Source organism: Chryseobacterium culicis, from assembly GCF_002979755.1.
GTDB classification, from domain to species: Bacteria; Bacteroidota; Bacteroidia; order Flavobacteriales; family Weeksellaceae; genus Chryseobacterium; species Chryseobacterium culicis_A.
On record NZ_PCPP01000001.1, the window covers coordinates 28891 to 47242 of the forward strand.

20 protein-coding genes are annotated in these 18352 nt (G+C 36.8%); 8 read left to right on the forward strand and 12 right to left on the reverse strand.

Features of this window, described 5'->3' with window-relative positions; translation table 11 throughout:
- Positions 1 to 32 precede the first annotated feature (32 nt).
- Together CQ022_RS00125 and CQ022_RS00130 are read right to left on the reverse strand one after the other, a co-directional pair.
- The gene (locus CQ022_RS00125) at positions 33 to 410 is read right to left on the reverse strand and encodes a YchJ family protein (protein WP_105684380.1); all 378 of its coding nucleotides are present in this window, start codon (positions 408 to 410) and stop codon (positions 33 to 35) included.
- A 148-nt stretch (positions 411 to 558) separates the two neighbouring features.
- On the reverse strand, positions 559 to 2700 hold the full coding sequence (locus CQ022_RS00130) for a M3 family metallopeptidase (RefSeq protein ID WP_105684379.1): 2142 nt from the start codon (positions 2698 to 2700) through the stop codon (positions 559 to 561).
- Between the two features lie 255 nt (positions 2701 to 2955).
- Here CQ022_RS00130 and CQ022_RS00135 point away from each other — a divergent pair, with 255 nt between their 5' ends.
- The gene (locus tag CQ022_RS00135; protein WP_105684378.1) at positions 2956 to 3783 is read left to right on the forward strand and encodes a GIN domain-containing protein; all 828 of its coding nucleotides are present in this window, start codon (positions 2956 to 2958) and stop codon (positions 3781 to 3783) included.
- A 1-nt stretch (position 3784) separates the two neighbouring features.
- Here CQ022_RS00135 and CQ022_RS00140 read toward each other — a convergent pair whose 3' ends face one another.
- From CQ022_RS00140 to CQ022_RS00160, 5 genes are all read right to left on the reverse strand, one after another.
- On the reverse strand, positions 3785 to 5674 hold the full coding sequence (locus CQ022_RS00140; RefSeq protein WP_105684377.1) for a monovalent cation:proton antiporter-2 (CPA2) family protein: 1890 nt from the start codon (positions 5672 to 5674) through the stop codon (positions 3785 to 3787).
- Positions 5675 to 5677: 3 nt separating this feature from the next.
- Positions 5678 to 6199 (reverse strand): NAD(P)H-dependent oxidoreductase, encoded by a 522-nt coding sequence (locus CQ022_RS00145; RefSeq protein ID WP_105684376.1) that lies wholly within the window; start codon positions 6197 to 6199, stop codon positions 5678 to 5680.
- 198 nt (positions 6200 to 6397) lie between these two features.
- The gene (locus CQ022_RS00150) at positions 6398 to 7213 is read right to left on the reverse strand and encodes a TPM domain-containing protein (RefSeq protein WP_105684375.1); all 816 of its coding nucleotides are present in this window, start codon (positions 7211 to 7213) and stop codon (positions 6398 to 6400) included.
- Positions 7194 to 7622, reverse strand: a complete 429-nt coding sequence (locus tag CQ022_RS00155; protein WP_185126838.1) for a TPM domain-containing protein — start codon at positions 7620 to 7622, stop codon at positions 7194 to 7196. Before CQ022_RS00155 ends, CQ022_RS00150 begins: the two co-directional genes overlap by 20 nt.
- A 2-nt stretch (positions 7623 to 7624) precedes the next feature.
- Positions 7625 to 8230, reverse strand: a complete 606-nt coding sequence (locus CQ022_RS00160; RefSeq protein WP_034693337.1) for a LemA family protein — start codon at positions 8228 to 8230, stop codon at positions 7625 to 7627.
- A gap of 73 nt (positions 8231 to 8303) precedes the next feature.
- Between CQ022_RS00160 and CQ022_RS00165 the strand changes: the two genes are divergently transcribed.
- Positions 8304 to 8801, forward strand: coding sequence for a dihydrofolate reductase (locus CQ022_RS00165; protein ID WP_105684373.1), 498 nt, complete (start codon positions 8304 to 8306; stop codon positions 8799 to 8801).
- A 147-nt stretch (positions 8802 to 8948) separates the two neighbouring features.
- A complete protein-coding gene (locus CQ022_RS00170; RefSeq protein WP_105684372.1) occupies positions 8949 to 9518 on the forward strand; it encodes a hypothetical protein in 570 nt (189 codons plus the stop codon).
- Between the two features lie 35 nt (positions 9519 to 9553).
- Here CQ022_RS00170 and CQ022_RS00175 read toward each other — a convergent pair whose 3' ends face one another.
- The 5 genes from CQ022_RS00175 to CQ022_RS00195 form a co-directional block, all read right to left on the reverse strand.
- Positions 9554 to 10093, reverse strand: a complete 540-nt coding sequence (locus CQ022_RS00175) for a hypothetical protein (protein ID WP_123864360.1) — start codon at positions 10091 to 10093, stop codon at positions 9554 to 9556.
- Between the two features lie 4 nt (positions 10094 to 10097).
- Entirely contained in the window at positions 10098 to 10730 is a 633-nt protein-coding gene (locus CQ022_RS00180; protein WP_105684370.1) for a trimeric intracellular cation channel family protein, read from the reverse strand.
- 55 nt (positions 10731 to 10785) lie between these two features.
- Entirely contained in the window at positions 10786 to 11157 is a 372-nt protein-coding gene (locus CQ022_RS00185) for a four helix bundle protein (RefSeq protein WP_185126837.1), read from the reverse strand.
- A 23-nt stretch (positions 11158 to 11180) separates the two neighbouring features.
- Entirely contained in the window at positions 11181 to 11645 is a 465-nt protein-coding gene (gene coaD / locus CQ022_RS00190) for a pantetheine-phosphate adenylyltransferase (protein WP_047098871.1), read from the reverse strand.
- 96 nt (positions 11646 to 11741) lie between these two features.
- Positions 11742 to 12725, reverse strand: coding sequence for a D-alanine--D-alanine ligase (locus CQ022_RS00195; protein ID WP_105684413.1), 984 nt, complete (start codon positions 12723 to 12725; stop codon positions 11742 to 11744).
- Between the two features lie 156 nt (positions 12726 to 12881).
- On the opposite strand from CQ022_RS00195, the gene CQ022_RS00200 reads away from it, so the two are divergent.
- The 5 genes from CQ022_RS00200 (at position 12882) to murI (ending at position 18190) form a co-directional block, all read left to right on the forward strand.
- Entirely contained in the window at positions 12882 to 13973 is a 1092-nt protein-coding gene (locus CQ022_RS00200; protein ID WP_079240417.1) for a PASTA domain-containing protein, read from the forward strand.
- 73 nt (positions 13974 to 14046) lie between these two features.
- Complete coding sequence (locus tag CQ022_RS00205) at positions 14047 to 15120, forward strand: RluA family pseudouridine synthase (RefSeq protein WP_185126836.1); 1074 nt, start codon at positions 14047 to 14049, stop codon at positions 15118 to 15120.
- Between the two features lie 51 nt (positions 15121 to 15171).
- Positions 15172 to 16122 carry a PorP/SprF family type IX secretion system membrane protein gene (locus CQ022_RS00210; protein ID WP_105684369.1) on the forward strand — a complete coding sequence of 317 codons (951 nt, stop codon included), beginning with the start codon at positions 15172 to 15174 and terminating at the stop codon, positions 16120 to 16122.
- Between the two features lie 51 nt (positions 16123 to 16173).
- Entirely contained in the window at positions 16174 to 17298 is a 1125-nt protein-coding gene (gene hemW / locus CQ022_RS00215) for a radical SAM family heme chaperone HemW (protein WP_105684368.1), read from the forward strand.
- 61 nt (positions 17299 to 17359) lie between these two features.
- Complete coding sequence (gene murI / locus CQ022_RS00220) at positions 17360 to 18190, forward strand: glutamate racemase (RefSeq protein WP_079240419.1); 831 nt, start codon at positions 17360 to 17362, stop codon at positions 18188 to 18190.
- Positions 18191 to 18352: the final 162 nt, after the last annotated feature.

An 18352-nucleotide genomic window follows, 5' to 3' on the forward strand; every position in this document is an offset into this window, starting at 1 on the left:
TCTGCGGGGTATTTTTATGGTAATGTATATTGTTAATCCAAAAATTCTCCTGAAACATAATACCAGCGTTCATGCATTTTCTGAAAAAGAGAAAACTCATGATGAAGTTGAGGATGGCCATCCTGATCTGTATAATAGGCTTTAAACTCTACATGATTTAAAGTGGGAGTCCGGATGATTTCCAGCTTTGTCCACTGGTTGATTTCTCCCCATTCCTGAAGGTCTTTCTTATTGTGATATTTTCTTTTTCCGGGAAGAGTGGTTTCCATCAGATATTCACCATTGGGAATAGCAAACGCGGAGAACCTTGAACGCATCAGAGCTTCAGCCGTTGGAGCATGTTTTTCTCCGGTATGATAAGGCTTGCAGCATTCTTCGTAGGATTTTCCTGAACAGCAGGGACAGTCCATATATTGTATTTTAAATTTTAGATGCAAAAATAATCAATATCAATAGAAACGGGCTTTAGCCCGTTAAAAAATAAACAAATAAAAATCCATTGGCTTTAGCCGAAACATAAAAAAGAAGCACTCTAATTAAAGAATGCTTCTCGTTGATTTATTTAATAAAACCTCTGTTTCTTAATAAAGGTTTAATATCCGGATCGTGTCCTGTAAAGTCTCTGAACGCCTGATTCAGATCTACAGAATTTCCTACAGAAAGAATGTATTTTCTGAAACGGTCACCGTTTTCTCTGGTCAGACCTCCGTTTTTACTGATCCATTCCCATGCATCGTTATCCAATGTTTCAGACCATAAATAAGCATAGTATCCTGCTGAATATCCACCTCCCCAGATGTGTGCAAAATAAGGAGTATGGTATCTCGGAGGAACTGTTGCTAAGTTGAATCCATGGCTGGCTAAAGATTGTTTTTCAAAATCTAAAACAGGAATAAACTGGCTGTCATTGCTTACGGTATGCCAATCCATATCAAGCTCGGCAGCAGAAACCAATTCAGTAGTCATATATCCCTGATTGAAAGTAGCTGCTTTTTTAATTTTTTCTACCAAAGCCTGTGGAATAGGCTGTTTCGTTTCATAATGAACGGCATAATTCTTCAGAACAATAGGATCCAAAGCCCAGTGCTCATTGATCTGAGACGGGAATTCTACGAAGTCTCTTGGTACATTTGTTCCTGAAAGAGAAGGATATTTCTGGCTGGCAAACATTCCGTGAATGGAGTGTCCAAATTCATGGAAAATAGTTGAAACATCATCATAGCTGATTAATGAAGGCTTTCCTGGAGCTGGTTTCTGATAATTGTAGCAGTTAACGATTACAGGTTTTGTTCCTAATAAATAAGACTGCTCAACAAAATTGCTCATCCATGCTCCACCGTTTTTAGAATCTCTTGTATAGAAATCCAGGTAGTAAATGGCGATAGATTTTCCATCATGATCGAACACCTCGTATGTTACTACATCAGGGTGGTACACCGGAAGATCTGTTCTCTTTTTGAAAGTCAGTCCATAGAATTTTTCAGCGGCAAAGAAAACTCCTTTTTCAAGAACCGTTGTAATTTCAAAATAGGGTTTTATTTGGCTTTCATCAAGATCAAACTTAGCTTTTCTTACCTGTTCAGCATAAAAATTCCAGTCCCAAGGTTCTACTTTGAAACCTCCTTTCTGCTGATCAATCAGATCCTGAATGTCTTTTGCTTCACGTCTTGCTGTCTCCACTGCAGGAGTCGCAATCTGATTCATCAGTTGAGTAGCTGCTTCAGGTGTTTTGGCCATCTGATCCTGAAGTTTCCATTCAGCAAAGTTTTTCTTGCCTAAAATCTGAGCTTTTTTCAATCTCAGTTTAGCCAGTTGCTCAATTGTAGATCTCGTATCATTAGCATCCCCTTTTTCAGCTCTTGTCCATGAAGCTTTGAACAGCTTTTCTCTGGTAGCTCTGTTTTTCAAGTTTTGTAAAAGAGGTTGCTGTGTTGTATTTTGTAACGCCAGAAGATATTTTCCAGGTTGTCCTGCTGTTTTAGCATCAGATGCTGCTGCTGCAATTTCATCAGCAGAAAGGCCGTCAAGTTCTTTAGCATCAGAGAAGAAAACTCCACCTTGCTTTCTTGCCTCCAATAATTTATTGGAATATTGAGTAGAAAGGGAAGCCAGCTCCTGGTTGATTTGTTTTAGTTTTTCTTTATCAGCTGCAGAAAGGTTGGCTCCTGCGATTTCAAAATTCTGCTTATAATATTGTACAAGTCTTTTGCTTTCAGAATCAAGACCGTCTTCTTTGATGGATTGTATTCTTTTATAAAGATTTTCATTCAGGTACAATTTATCAGAATGTGCCGCAAAAATAGGTGCATATTCTTCATCCAAAGCCTGTAAGGTAGGATTTGTATTGGCACTTGTCAGATTGGAGAATACAATTTGTGCTCTTCTTAATACTTCACCACTTTTTTCCAATGCCACGATGGTATTTTCAAAAGTAGGAGCAGCAGGATTGTTGGCAATCTTTACAATTTCAGTTTCATGCTGCTTTAAACCATAGTTAAAAGCAGGTTTGAAGTGTTCATTTTTGATTTTGTCAAACTCCGGAGCTTCATACTGAAGCTTGCTTTTCTTCATAAAAGGATTTGAAGATAAAGAGGGATCAGGGGCAGGAAGCTCCTGTTGAATATCGGTCTGTTTCATTGTAGTACAAGATTGATTGAACGCCAAGGCAGAAATTAATAATACCGATGAAATATTCTTCATAAATATAGTTGTTATTAAATGATAAAGATATTAAAAACTTGCATCATAGAATCTATTTTGGCGTACGTATTTATTGAAACTGTTCCGGGAGTGTTTTTAAATGAATGAGTTAGATATAGTAAGTAAAGAAAAGGGCTTCTGAAAAATCTGTGTTGCAGACAATTGCAGTATTTTTAAATGTAATGTAATATTTTTTATAAATTAGTTGTTATTTAATAAAGGAATCAAAAAAAATAATCAACAAAAGAAATAAGCATGAAAACAAGGACTTTATTTATTTTTTCTGCCTTAGTGGCATTAGCCTCATGTAATGATAAACATGAGAACAGAAACAGAGACAGAGAGGGAGAAAGAAGCAACTGGGTAGAGAAAGTAGTAACGAAAGAAAGTGGCCCGATACAGCATAAAGAATTTAACGGAGATTTTGATGAAATCCAGGTTTCACAGGCTATAGAAGCTGAAATTATAAAATCTGAAACAGAAAAAGTAGAAATCTCAGCACCTCAGAGTATCATCAATGAAATTCTTGTAGATAATGATGGCGGAAAACTGCATATTCATTATAAGCCGGGGATCAGAGTGATGAATATCAGTAAAGTGACGGCAAAAATTTATACAAAAGATTTTAAGAAACTTCTTGCTGACTCAGCTGCAAGAATTATTATAAAAGATAAATTTACCCAGGAAAAAACAGAGATCGAAGCATCTAGTGCAGGAAGTATTTCTGGTGATCTGGAGGCTAACGATATGGATATCAATGTAAGCAGCAGCAGCAGTTTCGATGGTAAAATCTGGGCTGTAAACCTTGATATTGAATCTTCATCTGGATCCACACTTGATCTTTCCGGAAAAGCAAAAAAAGTAGAGGTAAGTGCCTCTTCAGGAAGCAGTGTTTCTGCTAAAGGAGTTGTTGCTGATAATGTAGATGCTGATGCTTCCAGTGGAGCAAGTATTCAGATCAGTGCTGTTTCCAGTGTGAATGCAGGCGCTTCATCCGGTGGAAGTGTAGACATTTCGAAAAAAGGAGAGCTTAAGAGTGTCATCAAAGATGAAAGCAGCGGTGGAAGCGTAAACATCCAATAAATTAATCCTGGGATTCCTCCTCATCTTCTTCATCAGTGGATGAGGAACCTTCCCAGTTTTTATTATCAAAATTAAGATTGTCATAAGCTAATAATTCCTCCTCCCGTTGGAGGATTTCTTTTGTGGTAAATAGCGTAATGTCATCATCATTTTCCTTCATTTTTGCAAGTTTCCTGACTGAAGCTTTATCAATAGCCATAAATCTTTGTCCAAGACGTCTTGCGGCATATTTCCTCATTCCTGTTTCATGAAGTACATCCACAGCCATATCAACCGCTGTTCCTAATGTTTCACGGTAGATATGATTAACACCGCTGTTTAGATAATCATAAGCATCAATCCTGTTTTTCGCTCTTACAAAAATTTTCACATTGGGATAATGTTCACGCACAAGTTCTGCAATGAATTTGTTATCATCTGAATCATCCAGACATAAAACCAGAATTTCAGCATCTTCAATTCCTGCGGCTCTTAAAATAGGTATTCGGGTGGCATCACCATAATAGACTTTAAAACCATAGCTTCTGAGCAATTTCACACGATCAGAATCACGGTCCAAAATGGTAGCGGGTATTTTATTGGCTTTTAAAAGACGTCCCACTGTACTTCCAAAATGCCCAAAACCTACAATGATAATTTTCTTTTGAGTAACATCACTGTCGAGAATATTATAATCATGTTCTTCCTCTGGAATTTCTTTAATGAATTTCGGGGTAATCAACTTATCATTGATAATAAGAAGAATGGGAGTAATGCACATGGTGATTGCCGTAACAGCCATCATTTGTGCATTCATTTCAGGGCCTAAAAGATAGAGATCCGACGCATAATTGAGCAGTACAAATGCAAATTCTCCTACCTGAGAAAGCGCAAAAGCATAAAAAAGACTCTGAGGAGTATCTATCCTGAAAAACTTTCCAATCGTATATAAAACAACAAATTTTACAGCCAGTACAGCAAAAACAGTACTGAAGATAAATAACGGATCTTTCTGAATAATATTAAAATTGATCGTTGATCCTACACTGACAAAGAAAACAGCTAGCAGCAGTCCTTTAAAAGGATCAATCTGGGCTTCCAGTTCATGACGGAATTCACTGTTGGCAAGCATGACTCCTGCAAGGAAAGCTCCCAGTGCCGGAGAAAGCCCGATAACAACCATCAGTTCAGAAACTCCAATAACGAGGAATAGGGAAGAAGCCGTCAATAATTCTGCCATTCCAGATTTTGAAACATAGCGCAGAAAAGGAACAAAGACATATCTGCCCAGTAAAATAAGCAAAGCTACTCCGAAAATTACGGTTCCGGCCTGGAGCCATTCCGGTAGTTTTTGAATCAGAATCTGAATTTCATTATCATGATGCTTGGCTTTATAATTGGCCAGAATAGGAAGTATTGCTAAAATAGGAATCACTGAAATATCCTGAAACAGCAAGGTAGAGAATGAAGCTTCTCCTGCTGTAGTCTTAAGGTTATTCTTTTCCTGCAAGGTCTGGAGGACAATTGCGGTAGACGATAAAGCAAAACACATCGCAATAGCTATTGCTTTGTCTACTCTCCAGCCTACACTTGTAAATACTAAGAAAAGCAAAAGAATGGTGAGTACCATTTGAGAAAGTCCCAGACCCATTATTTTTTTTCGCATTTCCCAGAATTTGCGGGGTTCCAGCTCTAAGCCTACCAAAAATAAAAGCATGATGACTCCAAACTCGCTGGCATGCATAATGTCATTGACATTATTTCCTGTAAGTTTAAGGGCATAAGGACCTATAATGATTCCTCCTAAAATATAACCGATTACAGAACTCAACCCTAATTTCCTGGCCAATGGAACCATAATAATGGCTACACCCAGGAAAATTAATGTGTTCATCGCTAAGCTGGATTCCATATGCTATTGATTGAGTAGTTCTGTAAATTCCTTTTTATGTAAAATAATTTCTTTTTTAGAAAGCTTGTTAGCTTCGTATACGATTTTGATGTGCCTGATATCTGCTTTGAAAACCTTTAATGAAACAATCAGTCCGCTGATGAGCTCATCTATGGTATATTGATAGGTTCCGGTTTTGCTGAAAGATCTTTCTTTTCCGCCTGTGGTGACCAGAATATATACTTCTTTTCCTTCCAGAGGATTATGTTCACCTTCTTTAAGCCAGTCTCTGTCGAAAACTTCATCAATCCATAATCTGAGAAGTGGAGGCATTCCAAACCATATCAGAGGAAACTGAAAAACAAAACGTTCATAGTTTTTAAGACGTTTTCTTTCCCGGAAAGCGGCAATATGGAAGTCAGGATATTCTTCGTAAAGATCTCTTAGGGTATAATGCTGGTGGCGAACGTAGAAATTGATGAGCTCTACATTCGAATTGGAGTGCTCCAGATAAGGGTGTGCAAATACTACCAGCGTCTTCTTCATAATCCTGTTTTCAGTAAATATAAGAAAAAAATATTGAATAAAAGATGGTTTTTATGCGGTTTTATTAATTTTTTAATATGAAAAAATCAATTTAACATTAAGAAAAGGTAAAGAATTGATGCTATTTTCGATTTTTAAATAAAAAATCAGGTCGTGATGACCTGATCTGTTTATATATTCTGAAAATGATTGACTGATTTACCATCCTCCGGATGCACCGCCGCCGCCAAAACTTCCGCCACCGCCGAAGCCTCCAAAGCCACCGCCACCACCGCCGGAACTTCCTCCGCCAAAGTCACCGCCTCCGAAACTGCCAGGGAATGGGAAGAAGCCACCAGGATAATTTCGGCGTCCTTTCCTTGTGATAATCACATCATCATCGTCGTCATTATTTCCGCCACGTCCGCCCCCTCTGTTACCAAAAAGGATAGCAATAATGATGAAAATAACAAAAGCAATGATAAGGACTTTAAAAGCACTTCCGTTGCCGGAAGGAGCTGTGGTTGCTACAGGTTTGAATTTTCCCTCAACAGCCTCCATAATGGCTGAGGTTCCACCGTTGATTCCTTCATACCAAAGGCCTTTTCTGAAATTTGGGGTGACAATATAATCTAAGATCTGTCCTGCTACGGATGCCGTAAGATATTGTTCCACGGCACGTCCCTGCTGGATAGACATTGTTCTGTCTTCTGTGGCAACAAGGAAAACCACTCCGTTATCCACCCCTTTTTTTCCGATTTTCCATTTCTCTCCGAACATGGTTGCCAGAAAATTCACATCTTCTCCTTTGGTGGAGCGGATGATGACTACTTCAATTTCCGTTGAGGTAGAATCTGCAAACTTAATCAGTTTATTATTCAGGGCATCTTTTTCCTGCTGAGAAAGCAATCCTGCTTCATCAAAAACAGGATAGAGGACTGCTGGTTTTTCAGGAATGGTGTATTGTGCTGATACAAAAGTGTAAAAGCAGAGTAGTAAAAATGAAAATACTATTTTAAGAGAATGTAATTTCATTTGAGAGTTGGTTTGGATTTTCTCCTTCTACAGGAAAATATTTTTTGAGTTCAAGTCCTGTTTCCAGGATGGCACTTTTCAGAGCCTGATAATAATTTCCTTTGGCAAATTCAGCAGTGATATAATCGTGAAGATGATCCCAGTAAGACTGTCTTACCTTTTCATGAATTCCGATATCTCCAATAATGGTAAGATATTTTTGTTCGAAATTGACATGGAAAAGCACCGCATTTCGGTCAGCGGTTTTATCCATATCGAGTTTTTTGAAAACATCAAATGCCGTTTTAGCATCACGGTTTTCTGTATTGGAATCAATATGTACCCTGATCTCTCCCGTAGAATGATCTTCTGCAGACTGAATCGCTTCCACGAGGGAAGCGATCTGTTGATTTGTTAGGAAATTACCCATTATTATTTGAATACTTCAGGGGCTTTCTGAGCTCCTGCATCAGCTTTGAAATAAGGTTTTTCTTTAAAGTTGGTGAAATTCGCCAGAATATTATTCGGGAAAGTCTTGATGGAAGTATTGTAATCCTTTGCAGCATCGTTATAATAAACAGTTTCTGTTCTGATACTGTTTTCGATAGCGGTATATTCTCTCTGGAAGTTGATATACTGCTGGTCTGCTTTTAAGTTAGGATAAGATTCTACTACGGCCATCAATCGGCTTAATGCACCCGATAATTCTCCTTGTGCAGCCTGGAATTTGGCAAGATCAGCTTCCGTCATATTCGTAGGATCAATATTGATAGAAGTCGCTTTGGAACGGGCTTCCACAACTTGAGTTAAAGTTTCCTGCTCAAATTTTGAATACGATTTTACCGTTCTTTCCAGGTTAGGAATAAGGTTCGCTCTTTTCTGATATACGGTCTCTACATTAGACCATTTTGCGTTTACAGTCTGTTCTTTGTTGACAAAGCTGTTATATCCGCTTTTTCCCCAGAAGAATAGAATAGCAACAATAATAAGAAGGGCAATACCAATGGTTCCGGCACCCAGACATCCTTTATTTTTCATAGTTTATTTTTTTAAATTTTTTGTGCTAACCAAATATACAAATTATGTGCTAATTTTGTAAAAAATTATTTGAATGACAACAATAGTGGTGGCAATGGGAGAGAAAAACGAAATTGGTTTTGAAAACCAGTTGCTTTGGCATCTTCCCAAAGATCTAAAACATTTTAAAGATATTACTTCAGGACATCCGATTATAATGGGAAGAAAAACATACGAAAGTATTGGCAAGCCTCTTCCGAACCGTACTAACATTGTTGTGTCAAGAAAAAAAGACTGGTTTGAAGAAGGAATTCTTATCGTGGGAAGCATCAAAGAAGCTTTGAAATTTGCTAAAAAGATTGATGAGGAAGTTTTCGTTATCGGTGGCGGAAATATCTACGAACAAACTATGGATATCGTGGATAGGCTTGAAGTGACTTTAGTTAAAGCAGATCTTCAGGCGGATACATTCTTTCCGAAAATAGATCCGAAAATCTGGAAAAAGACCAACGAAATCTGCCATGAGAAAGATGAAAAGAATGGCTATGATTTCTGTTTCCAGACGTTTGAAAAAATTAAGAGTAAAGCATAAAATCAATAGTCAATTTTTGCTTTGCAAAGTGAATTGTGAATTTCTCGCCGTTACAAAATTAACAACCGCAACGAATTGACCATTCACAATTGACTTTTTGAACTTTAAGCTCTAAATTTATTATCTTTGCACTTCTAAAATTTAATAATGAATAAATACATAAAAATTGCAGTAGCAGCACTTCTTATCCTGTTAGGACTTTATATGATGTTTTTCACAAGAAATCTGGGATGGGGTATTGTTGTTTTTCTTTTAGCTGCATTCCCAATCTTACTATTCTTTAAAAATGAATATATCCTATTGGCATTCTGGCAATTGAGAAAACAAAATATGGAGAAAGCGGGTGAATGGTTATCAAAAATAACAGATTATAAAGGACAGCTTCATAAAACTCAGTATGGATATTTTCACTATTTATCAGGATTGACACAAGCTCAGGATCATCCTGCTAAAGTAGAACCTTTCATGAAGAAAGCGTTGGAGTATGGTTTAAATATGAAGCACGACAGAGCAATGGCTACGTTGAATCTTGCGGCAGCAGCTATTTCCAAAGGAAGAAAACAGGAAGGGCAGAAGTTGCTGGAAGAGGCAAAAAGATTAGACAGCGCAGGAATGATGACGGATCAGATCAAAATGATGAAAGATCAGTTGAAAATGCCGACTATGCAAAAGCACATGCATAACCCGAATATGAGAAACAGAGGAAAATTCTTCTAGTCAATAAAAAAATATAATATAAAAGTCCTGATTTTTCAGGACTTTTTGCTTTTTATGATTGGAGGCGGCGGTGGAGGTGCCTCCTGTTTAAAAAATGTATCTTTTGGGTAAATGTTTTCCTTAACGGCAAACAAACTATCATGCTTCATAAACTTATCTTGGAGTCCGTCATCATAAAATTTCCGGCTTTGTTTTTTATAGGTTACCGTAACCAAAGGAAAATCTCCTTTCTCGTGCGGTTTATCTTCTTTGTTCAGGAATTTAAGATAATTTTCAAAAGACAGAGGATCGCTAGCTTTTACTTTATAGATTCTTTTAGGTAATGTTTGGCTCGTTTTACCATATGATGCTGTTTCAGAGTATTTCTCCAGAAACAGAGTATCATACTGCTTGGTAAAAGTATAGGTTTCAAATGCAAGGAATGTGCAGGCTGAAAGATCAGCCATGATCTTAACCGTATCTCCGTTTTCCATTCTTTCGGAAAAATGATAAAGATCTTTATTCAGATCAAATTGACTCTCGTGTTTGCAGGAGAATAAAGAAAATGAAAGAATGATAAGAGGTAATTTTTTCACAAAGTTACATTTCTGAATTCTGGTCGTAGCCATAGAACTTAGGCATCTGCCAATGGTATTTTACGGCGAAGGTTCTTATAGCAACAATCAGTAAAATAGTGAAGATTTGTATAAAAGTATAAGAAAGCATGGTATATCTGGTCATTAATAAAAATGCAGAACCTCCCAATATACATGCGGTAGCATAAATTTCCTTTCTGAAAATCAAGGGAATTCTGTTGAGCAATATATCCCGGATAATCCCTCCGAAACAACCTGTTATGGTTCCTAAAGCAATACAAATCATAGGATGGATTCCTGCATTTAAGCCTTTCTGAACTCCGATAATGGTAAATAATCCAAGACCAAAGCTGTCGAAGATAAATAAAGTGACTTTGAAGTTCTTTTCAAGAGATTTGAAGACCATTGAAAAAATGCTGGTCACGAGAATCAAAGCACACATCAGAAGATCATGCATCCAGAACACGGGGATATCAAGCAATAAATCTCTTACAGTTCCTCCTCCCACAGAAGTTACAAATGCAATAATAAGCACTCCGAACGGATCAAGCCGTTTCTGCATTGCTGCAAAACTTCCTGACATGGAAAAGGCAATGGTCCCCAGGACTTCTATGGCAAAATTGAACTGTTCGTGCATATATGATGAGTATGAATGATAAGTAATGAGCAATGAGTAATAAAAATTATGCCATTTAAATTTGCGATAATTTAAACTTATATGTAGTCATAACTTTTACAAGTTCTTCACATTCTGTTTTTAAATGTAAAATTTTTTCCGGACTTACATATTCTAATTCTTCAATAATTTCAAGCCAAAGTTGAGTTTCATCAATTTCTTCGACTACTATGCACATTTTAGCAAATTTTTCTTTCTCCGATCTCGCTCTGGATACAGCTCTGTAATTGGCTGCCACAGAAGTTGCAGATCTGATAATTTGTTTTCTTATTATTGAAATATCATCCGAAAAAGGTAATGAAGAAAGCGTTCTAATGATAGTAATGGAAAAGCTTTTGGTTCTTTCCCTGAAAATTTGGTTAAAATCTATCCTATCAAAATTACTCATTACTTATTGCTCATTACTTATATTTATCTTTCCACTCTTACTGAGTCCGGAACCATCAGTTCGTATTCACCGCCGTGGGTAATGATTTCCCTTACAATGCTGCTGCTGATGAAAGATTTTCCAGAAGAAGTCAGTAAAAATACGGTTTCCAGTTTTTTGTGAGCTAATGTTCTGTTGGTGTGAGCAATTGCTTTTTCAAATTCAAAATCGGCAGGGTTTCTCAGTCCTCGGATAATGTACTGAGCATTTTTCTCAAAACAGTAATCCACTGTTAAGCCTTCAAATGAGTCTACTTCCACGTTGGGAAACTCTGCTACAGAATTCTGGATAAATTCCATTCTTTTCTCAAGAGGGAACATATATTTTTTCTGAGAATTCTGGCCGATAGCGATGATTAATTTATCAAATAGCGGTGCCGCTCTTTCTATAATGTCGTAATGTCCTAGTGTAATCGGGTCAAAAGACCCTGGGAAAACAGCAATTTTCATGTTGTACGAGTTATAATTTTGAATCGTGAATTATCTGTTATAAGCTGTGAGTGTATATTGTTTCTGGCTTCTAACCTCTAATTTCTAACTTCTATTTTATTTATTAAGTGCTTTTTCAACTTCATTTCCGCAAAGATCCATGATGGAAATTCCATAATGTCTTGCCTGCTGAGGAAGGATACTTGCAGGAGAGAATCCTGGGTTGGTATTCATTTCAAGCATATAAGGAATCCCGTTCATCAGAATAAATTCACTTCTTGAAAAACCGCTCATCCCTAATGAATTGTATGCTCTTTTAGCAATTTCTTCCACTCTCTTTGTGGTTTCTTCGTCAATTCTTGCCGGTGTAATTTCTTCAGAAGCTCCTTCGTATTTTGCTTCATAATCGAAAAACTCATTAGTAGGAACAATTTCTGTAATTCCTAACACAATAGTTTCTCCTTTAAAATCAATAACGCCTACAGAAACTTCCATACCATCAAGGAAACTTTCAATCAGGATTTCATTATCTTCTTTGAATGCAATTTCAGTAGCCGCAATCAGTTCTGATTTTTCTTTTACTTTGGAAATTCCCAGCGAAGATCCGGACTGATTAGGTTTTACAAACAGAGGAAGATTGAGTTCTGATACAATCTCATCCACATTGATGTTTTCCCCTTTTCTTAAATAAATACTTTTTGCAGAAGGAATTCCATATTTAGATAATACGGCAAGAGTGTCTTTTTTATTGAAAGTAAGGGCACTCTGGTAAAAATCACAACCTGTATATTTTTGACCAATGGCATCCCAGTATGCCTGAAGAATTCCATTTTCCCCCGGAGTTCCGTGGATAATATTGAAACAAACATCAAATTTTAAGACTTCTCCATGATCTAAAGTCACAGAAAAATCTCCTCTGTTGATGGCATATTTTTTATCATTTTCTCCTAAAAAATACCATTCATCTTTAAGGACTACTACTTTATATACGTCATAGAGATTTCTGTCCAGAGAATCATAAATCAATTGTCCGCTTTTTAAAGAAACAACATATTCATCAGAATAGCCTCCCATTACTACGGCAACACTTTTTTTATTCATAACCATATAGTATCAATTAAGGCAAATTTAATCATTTTATACAATGCAATATGGGAAATCGGCAAATTTTAAAATCAAAAATGAATTGTGTTAAATAAAAAGTCCATTCTAAAATTATTAGCTATATTTGCGGTTATAATTAAAGTATTTTTAAGTATGCTTAAATCACTTTTCAATTGGAAAGTTTTACTGAATTTAGTAGTAGCCATCGGTGTTTTCGTGGGGCTTGTATGGCTTACATTTCGCTGGTTGGAATACCATACTAACCACGGTCAGGAAATTCCTGTTCCCAATATTGTAAATAAATCGGTACATGATGCCGTTAAAATATTAGATGATACAGGACTGGAATATGAAGTAGACAGTGCCAATTACGACCCGAAATACAGACCATTCCAGGTGTTGCAGGTATATCCTGCACCAGGTTCCCGTGTGAAAGACGGAAGAACGGTAACGCTTAAAGTAAATCCGAGAACATGGGCTCCTATTGCAGTGCCAAATGTTATCAACAAATATTCAGGACTGGCATTCCAGAGATTGGATCAGGTAGGTCTTAAAATCGGTGATACCATTTATGAGCCGAGTATTCAGAAAGATGCTCTTTTAAGAATATTATATAAAGGAAATGCTGTAAACCCGGGAACTCGTTTGCCAAGATTCTCTACGATTGATGTAGTGGTAGGATCCGGGCCTATGAGAAATATTTCTATTCCTAATGTAGTAGGACTTACGGTAAAAGAAGCGAGAGCTGTCATTGCCAAAAGTATGTTTGAAGTAGGATTGGTAGAACATGAAGATGGAAGTAAAGATGAGTCTGATATTATCTATTATCAGGATCCTGCTTCCGGAGATGTTCGTGATCAGGGAATGCAGATCGACCTTTGGGCGAGTAAGAAAACTCCGGCAGAACTAAGAGCTAAAGTAGAACAGCTGAATTCTATCTACCGTATGAAAGTGGATACATCACTTCCTCCGGTTCGATATGAAGAAGTACACAGTGAGCCAAGTTATGAAGCTCCCGTAGTGCCTGCTCCTGCGCCTAAAAGAGAAACTCCAAAGCCGGAAGTTCCGAAAACTGAAACTCCTAAAACTCAGACTACAGCAGCTAAACCAGTTGCTACCACTGTTGAAAAACCTAAAACGTCTGCAGGAAACGGTACTCATGCTACAGGAAGTACAGCCAAACCGGCTGCAACAACACAACAGCCTGCGCAAAAGCCAAAAGCTAAGAAGGTTGTCGTAGAATAAAATCAGATTAATATCAAAAATACAGGCTTCAACTGCAAAATGTTGAGGCCTTTTGTGTAAAAAATATAAAACAATGTCAGAAGATAACGACGATTTTTTAGATGAAGAATTATTAGATTCCAACAGTATTGAAAACATCGATATTGATGAGGAAAATAAAGGTTTATATGAACATCTTAATATCACTGTTGACAGCAAGCAGGAACCGTTAAGAATTGATAAGTTCCTGTTAATATACCGACAGAATTCTTCAAGGAATAAAATTTCACAGACCTGCAGAGCCGGAAATGTTATAGTGAACGGAACTGCGGTAAAGCAGAACTATCGTGTAAAACCAGGAGATCAGATTTCTGTACTGCTTACGCATCCTCCGAGAGAGAATGTCATTATTCCTCAGGATATCCCTGTGAATATCGTTTATGAAGATGATGACCTCGTTGTTGTGGATAAAGAACCAGGAATGGTGGTGCATCCTGGATTCGGTAACTGGGATGGTACATTAGTAAATGCGCTGGCGTTCCATTTCGAAAAGAACGGTCAGAAATCTGATCTTGACAGAGTAGGGCTTGTTCACCGAATTGATAAAGATACATCAGGACTATTGGTGATTGCTAAGAATGAATATGCATTAAGCTTCCTGGCAAAACAATTCTTTAACCGAACTACGAAAAGGCTGTATTGGGCTTTTGTGTGGGGAAATATGCAGGATGAAGAGGGTACAATCAGAGGTCATATCGGAAGGCATCCTAAAAACAGAATGCAGATGTCTGTTTATGAAGATGGCAGCCAGGGAAAACATGCAGTGACTCATTATAAGGTGTTGGAGAGGTTTAAATACATGACATGGGTAGAGTGTAAACTGGAGACGGGAAGAACCCACCAGATCAGAGCGCATTTCAGGCATATAGGGCATACTTTGTTTAATGATGAAAGATATGAGGGTCATACTCCTTTAAGAGGGATAAATCTTCCCAAATACAAGCAATTTATTAAAAATGTTTTTGAAATTTTGCCAAGACATGCTCTTCATGCACATACCCTCGGATTTATACACCCAACGACAAAAAAGGAATTATATTTTGAGAGCCCAATGCCCAAAGATATGGCGGATGCTGTAAAAAAATGGAGAAATTATTTGGAAAACTAAAAATATATTGAGATTTTTTTTATATTTGTTGAATTGAAATCAAGATTTGTTATGAGAAAACTATATGCTATCGTATGTTTAGCTCTTTTGTCAAATGCATACAAAGCACAAGAATCACTACCATACTATCAGCAATATCTTTTGGATGGTGAGTTCCTGTTCAACCCAGCTCAATACGGAAAAACAGATTACGTACAGCTCAACGCCAATTATCAACAACAATTTTCAAAATTCAGTAATTCTCCGAATGTTCAGTCAATCGGGATGAATGCGAATATCTTTGATAGAGTGGGTGCTGGTATTTCCGTGTTCAGAGACAGTAATGGACCGATCTCTGCGGGTGGTATCACGGCTGGTGCTTCATATTTTATTCCGCTAAGTAGTGAAGGAGACAGAAAAGACCAGTTCTCTTTCGGTACAAGTGTTAACTTCTATAACATGAATTTTGATTATTCAAAAATTAATACTGAAGAAGGTGGTGACCCATTATTGAGAGGTGAAGAAAGTAACATCTTTATGGTGTATGCAAACTTTGGTTTGGCAGCTACCTACAGAGGTTTATTCGGGGGTGTTTCCGTAAATGATATCGCATTAAGTAATGATGCTTCTATCGTAAACAACTACGAACCTTCTCCAATTAAATTCTTCTTAAATTTAGGATATAACTGGAACATTGCTGATAACATTACATTAGCACCGTCAGCATTGATCAACCTTAATACCAACTCAACGAGAATGATCGACTGGAATTTGATGGCAACATTCTCTAATGATATCAACGCATTCTCTTTCGGAGTAAGCTACAGAACGGTTCAGAACAGATTTGATAATCAGAACCTGAGTATCTCTCCCATTGTAAAAGTAAGATTCAACAAATTCATGATTGGAGCTACTTATAACCTTGGATTATCTGATATCCAGAGCTATGGTGGAAACAGCTTCATGATTGGTCTGGGTTATAACTTCGACAACTTCATTAATGCTAGAGGATTTAGATACTAATTAATTTAATTTAAATAAATTTGAGCTCTGAAATTTTTCAGAGCTTTTTTTATGATATATATTCACATTCCGTTCTGTAAACAAAAATGCAGTTATTGTAATTTTCATTTTTCAACATCCCTGAATTTCAAGGATGAAATGCTTCATGCCATGAAAACTGAAATTGCCCTAAGAAAGGATGAGCTGCAGAACAGAACCCTGAAGTCCCTGTATTTTGGAGGAGGAACTCCCTCTATTCTTTCTGTAGATGAAATCAGTTCTTTAATAGATGAAGTATTACGTTATTTCAGTTTTGAAAAGGATATTGAAGTTACGTTGGAAGCCAATCCTGATGATTTAGATAAAAACTTTTTAAAACAACTTTCCGGAACCCCTGTGAACAGACTTTCCATTGGTACCCAAAGTTTTTTTGAAGAAGATTTAAAACTGATGAACAGGGCTCACTCTGCTTCCGAGGCAGAAAGTTCCATTAAAAGAGCACAGGATTTTGGTTTTGAAAACCTGAGTATTGACTTGATTTATGGTTCGCCTACTTCCAATCTTGAGATCTGGAAAGAAAATCTGAATAAAACCATAGCTCTTGAAGTTCCTCACATTTCGTCCTATGCATTAACGGTAGAGCCTAAAACAGCTCTGGAAAACTGGATTTCAAAAGGGAAAATAAAAAGTCCTAAAGAAGAAGAGCAAAATAAAGAATTCTATTACCTGTCTGACTTTTTAAAAGACAATGGTTTTGAGCATTATGAAGTATCCAATTTTGCCAAACCCGGTTTCTATTCACGTCATAATTCTGCCTATTGGAAATATCAGGAATACCTTGGAATAGGACCTTCGGCACATTCTTATAACGGATTTGATATCAGAAGCTGGAACGTAGCCAATAATCAGCAGTACATTAAAAAACTGAATGATAAACTTCTTGCCAAAGAGGAAGAGATTCTTTCCCAGGAAGATCAGTTTAATGAAATGATTATGATTGGTCTGCGCACCATCTGGGGAGTAGATCTTGAAAGTCTGAAGAACAAATTCTCAGATAGAATGCTGGAGCACTTCCAGGCAGAAATTAAGTCCAAAATTGAAGACGGTATTTTAATCATCGAAAATAGTCATTTAAAAATTCCTGAAAAACATTGGTTTATGGCAGACGGAATTGCTTCAGATTTGTTTATTGTATAATGTTTGTATATATGCAGACATGCCATAAAATTCACTATTTTTGTATAAAATTTCATTTCATTTGAAAACGAAGAAACAAGATTATTCACATCTTTCACCAAGCCAGCCTATCGGAATTTTCGACAGCGGAGTGGGAGGTCTTACTGTTGCCAAAGAAATCAAAAGACTTCTGCCTAATGAAGATTTGATTTACTTTGGAGATACAAAGCACCTTCCTTACGGAGAAAAATCTAAGGAAGCCATTATTGAATATTCTACAAAGATCACCAATTTTCTGTTGGAGCAGAACTGTAAAGCTATTGTGATTGCCTGTAATACAGCAACGGCTAATGCTTTAAATGAAGTCATGCAGTCTGTTGCGGGAAAAGTTCCTGTAATTGACGTTATTAATCCTGTGGCAGAAAAAGTATCTTATGAAATCCATAATAATGTAGGGGTTATTGCGACCAAAGCTACTGTGAATTCAGGATTATATAAAAAGAGTATCCGAAAGCATAATAAATGGATCAAAGTGGATGAATTGGCAACTCCATTGCTGGTTCCTGCTATTGAAGAAGGATTTAAAAACCATCCGATTACCCATGCTATTATTTATAATTATTTAAGTAACAGTAAATTAAAAAATATTGAAACACTGATTCTGGGATGTACTCATTATCCTCTTTTAATTGATGAGATCAAGCAGTATTATGGAAATCGGGTTCGTGTGATTGACTCTCCGAATATTGTAGCCAATCATCTGAAGATTATTCTGGATAAGTACAATCTTTTGAATGATAACAATCCCAAGCCGAATTATCACTTCTATCTTTCAGACCTTACCAAAAATTTTGAAAAGATCTCTAAGAAGTTCTTCGGAAAAACAATTGATTTAGAATTAAAAGTATTATAAACAAAAAAGTCTGCCTCGTATGGAAGCAGACTTTTTTATTTGTTACATGTTGTCATTACAAAATCATGTTTTTAAGGGACAAAGATTTATTTTTGATAAAGCTTTATGCTTCATTTAATTCCCACGGATTTCACAAATCCCACAGATGATAACGCTTTTAGA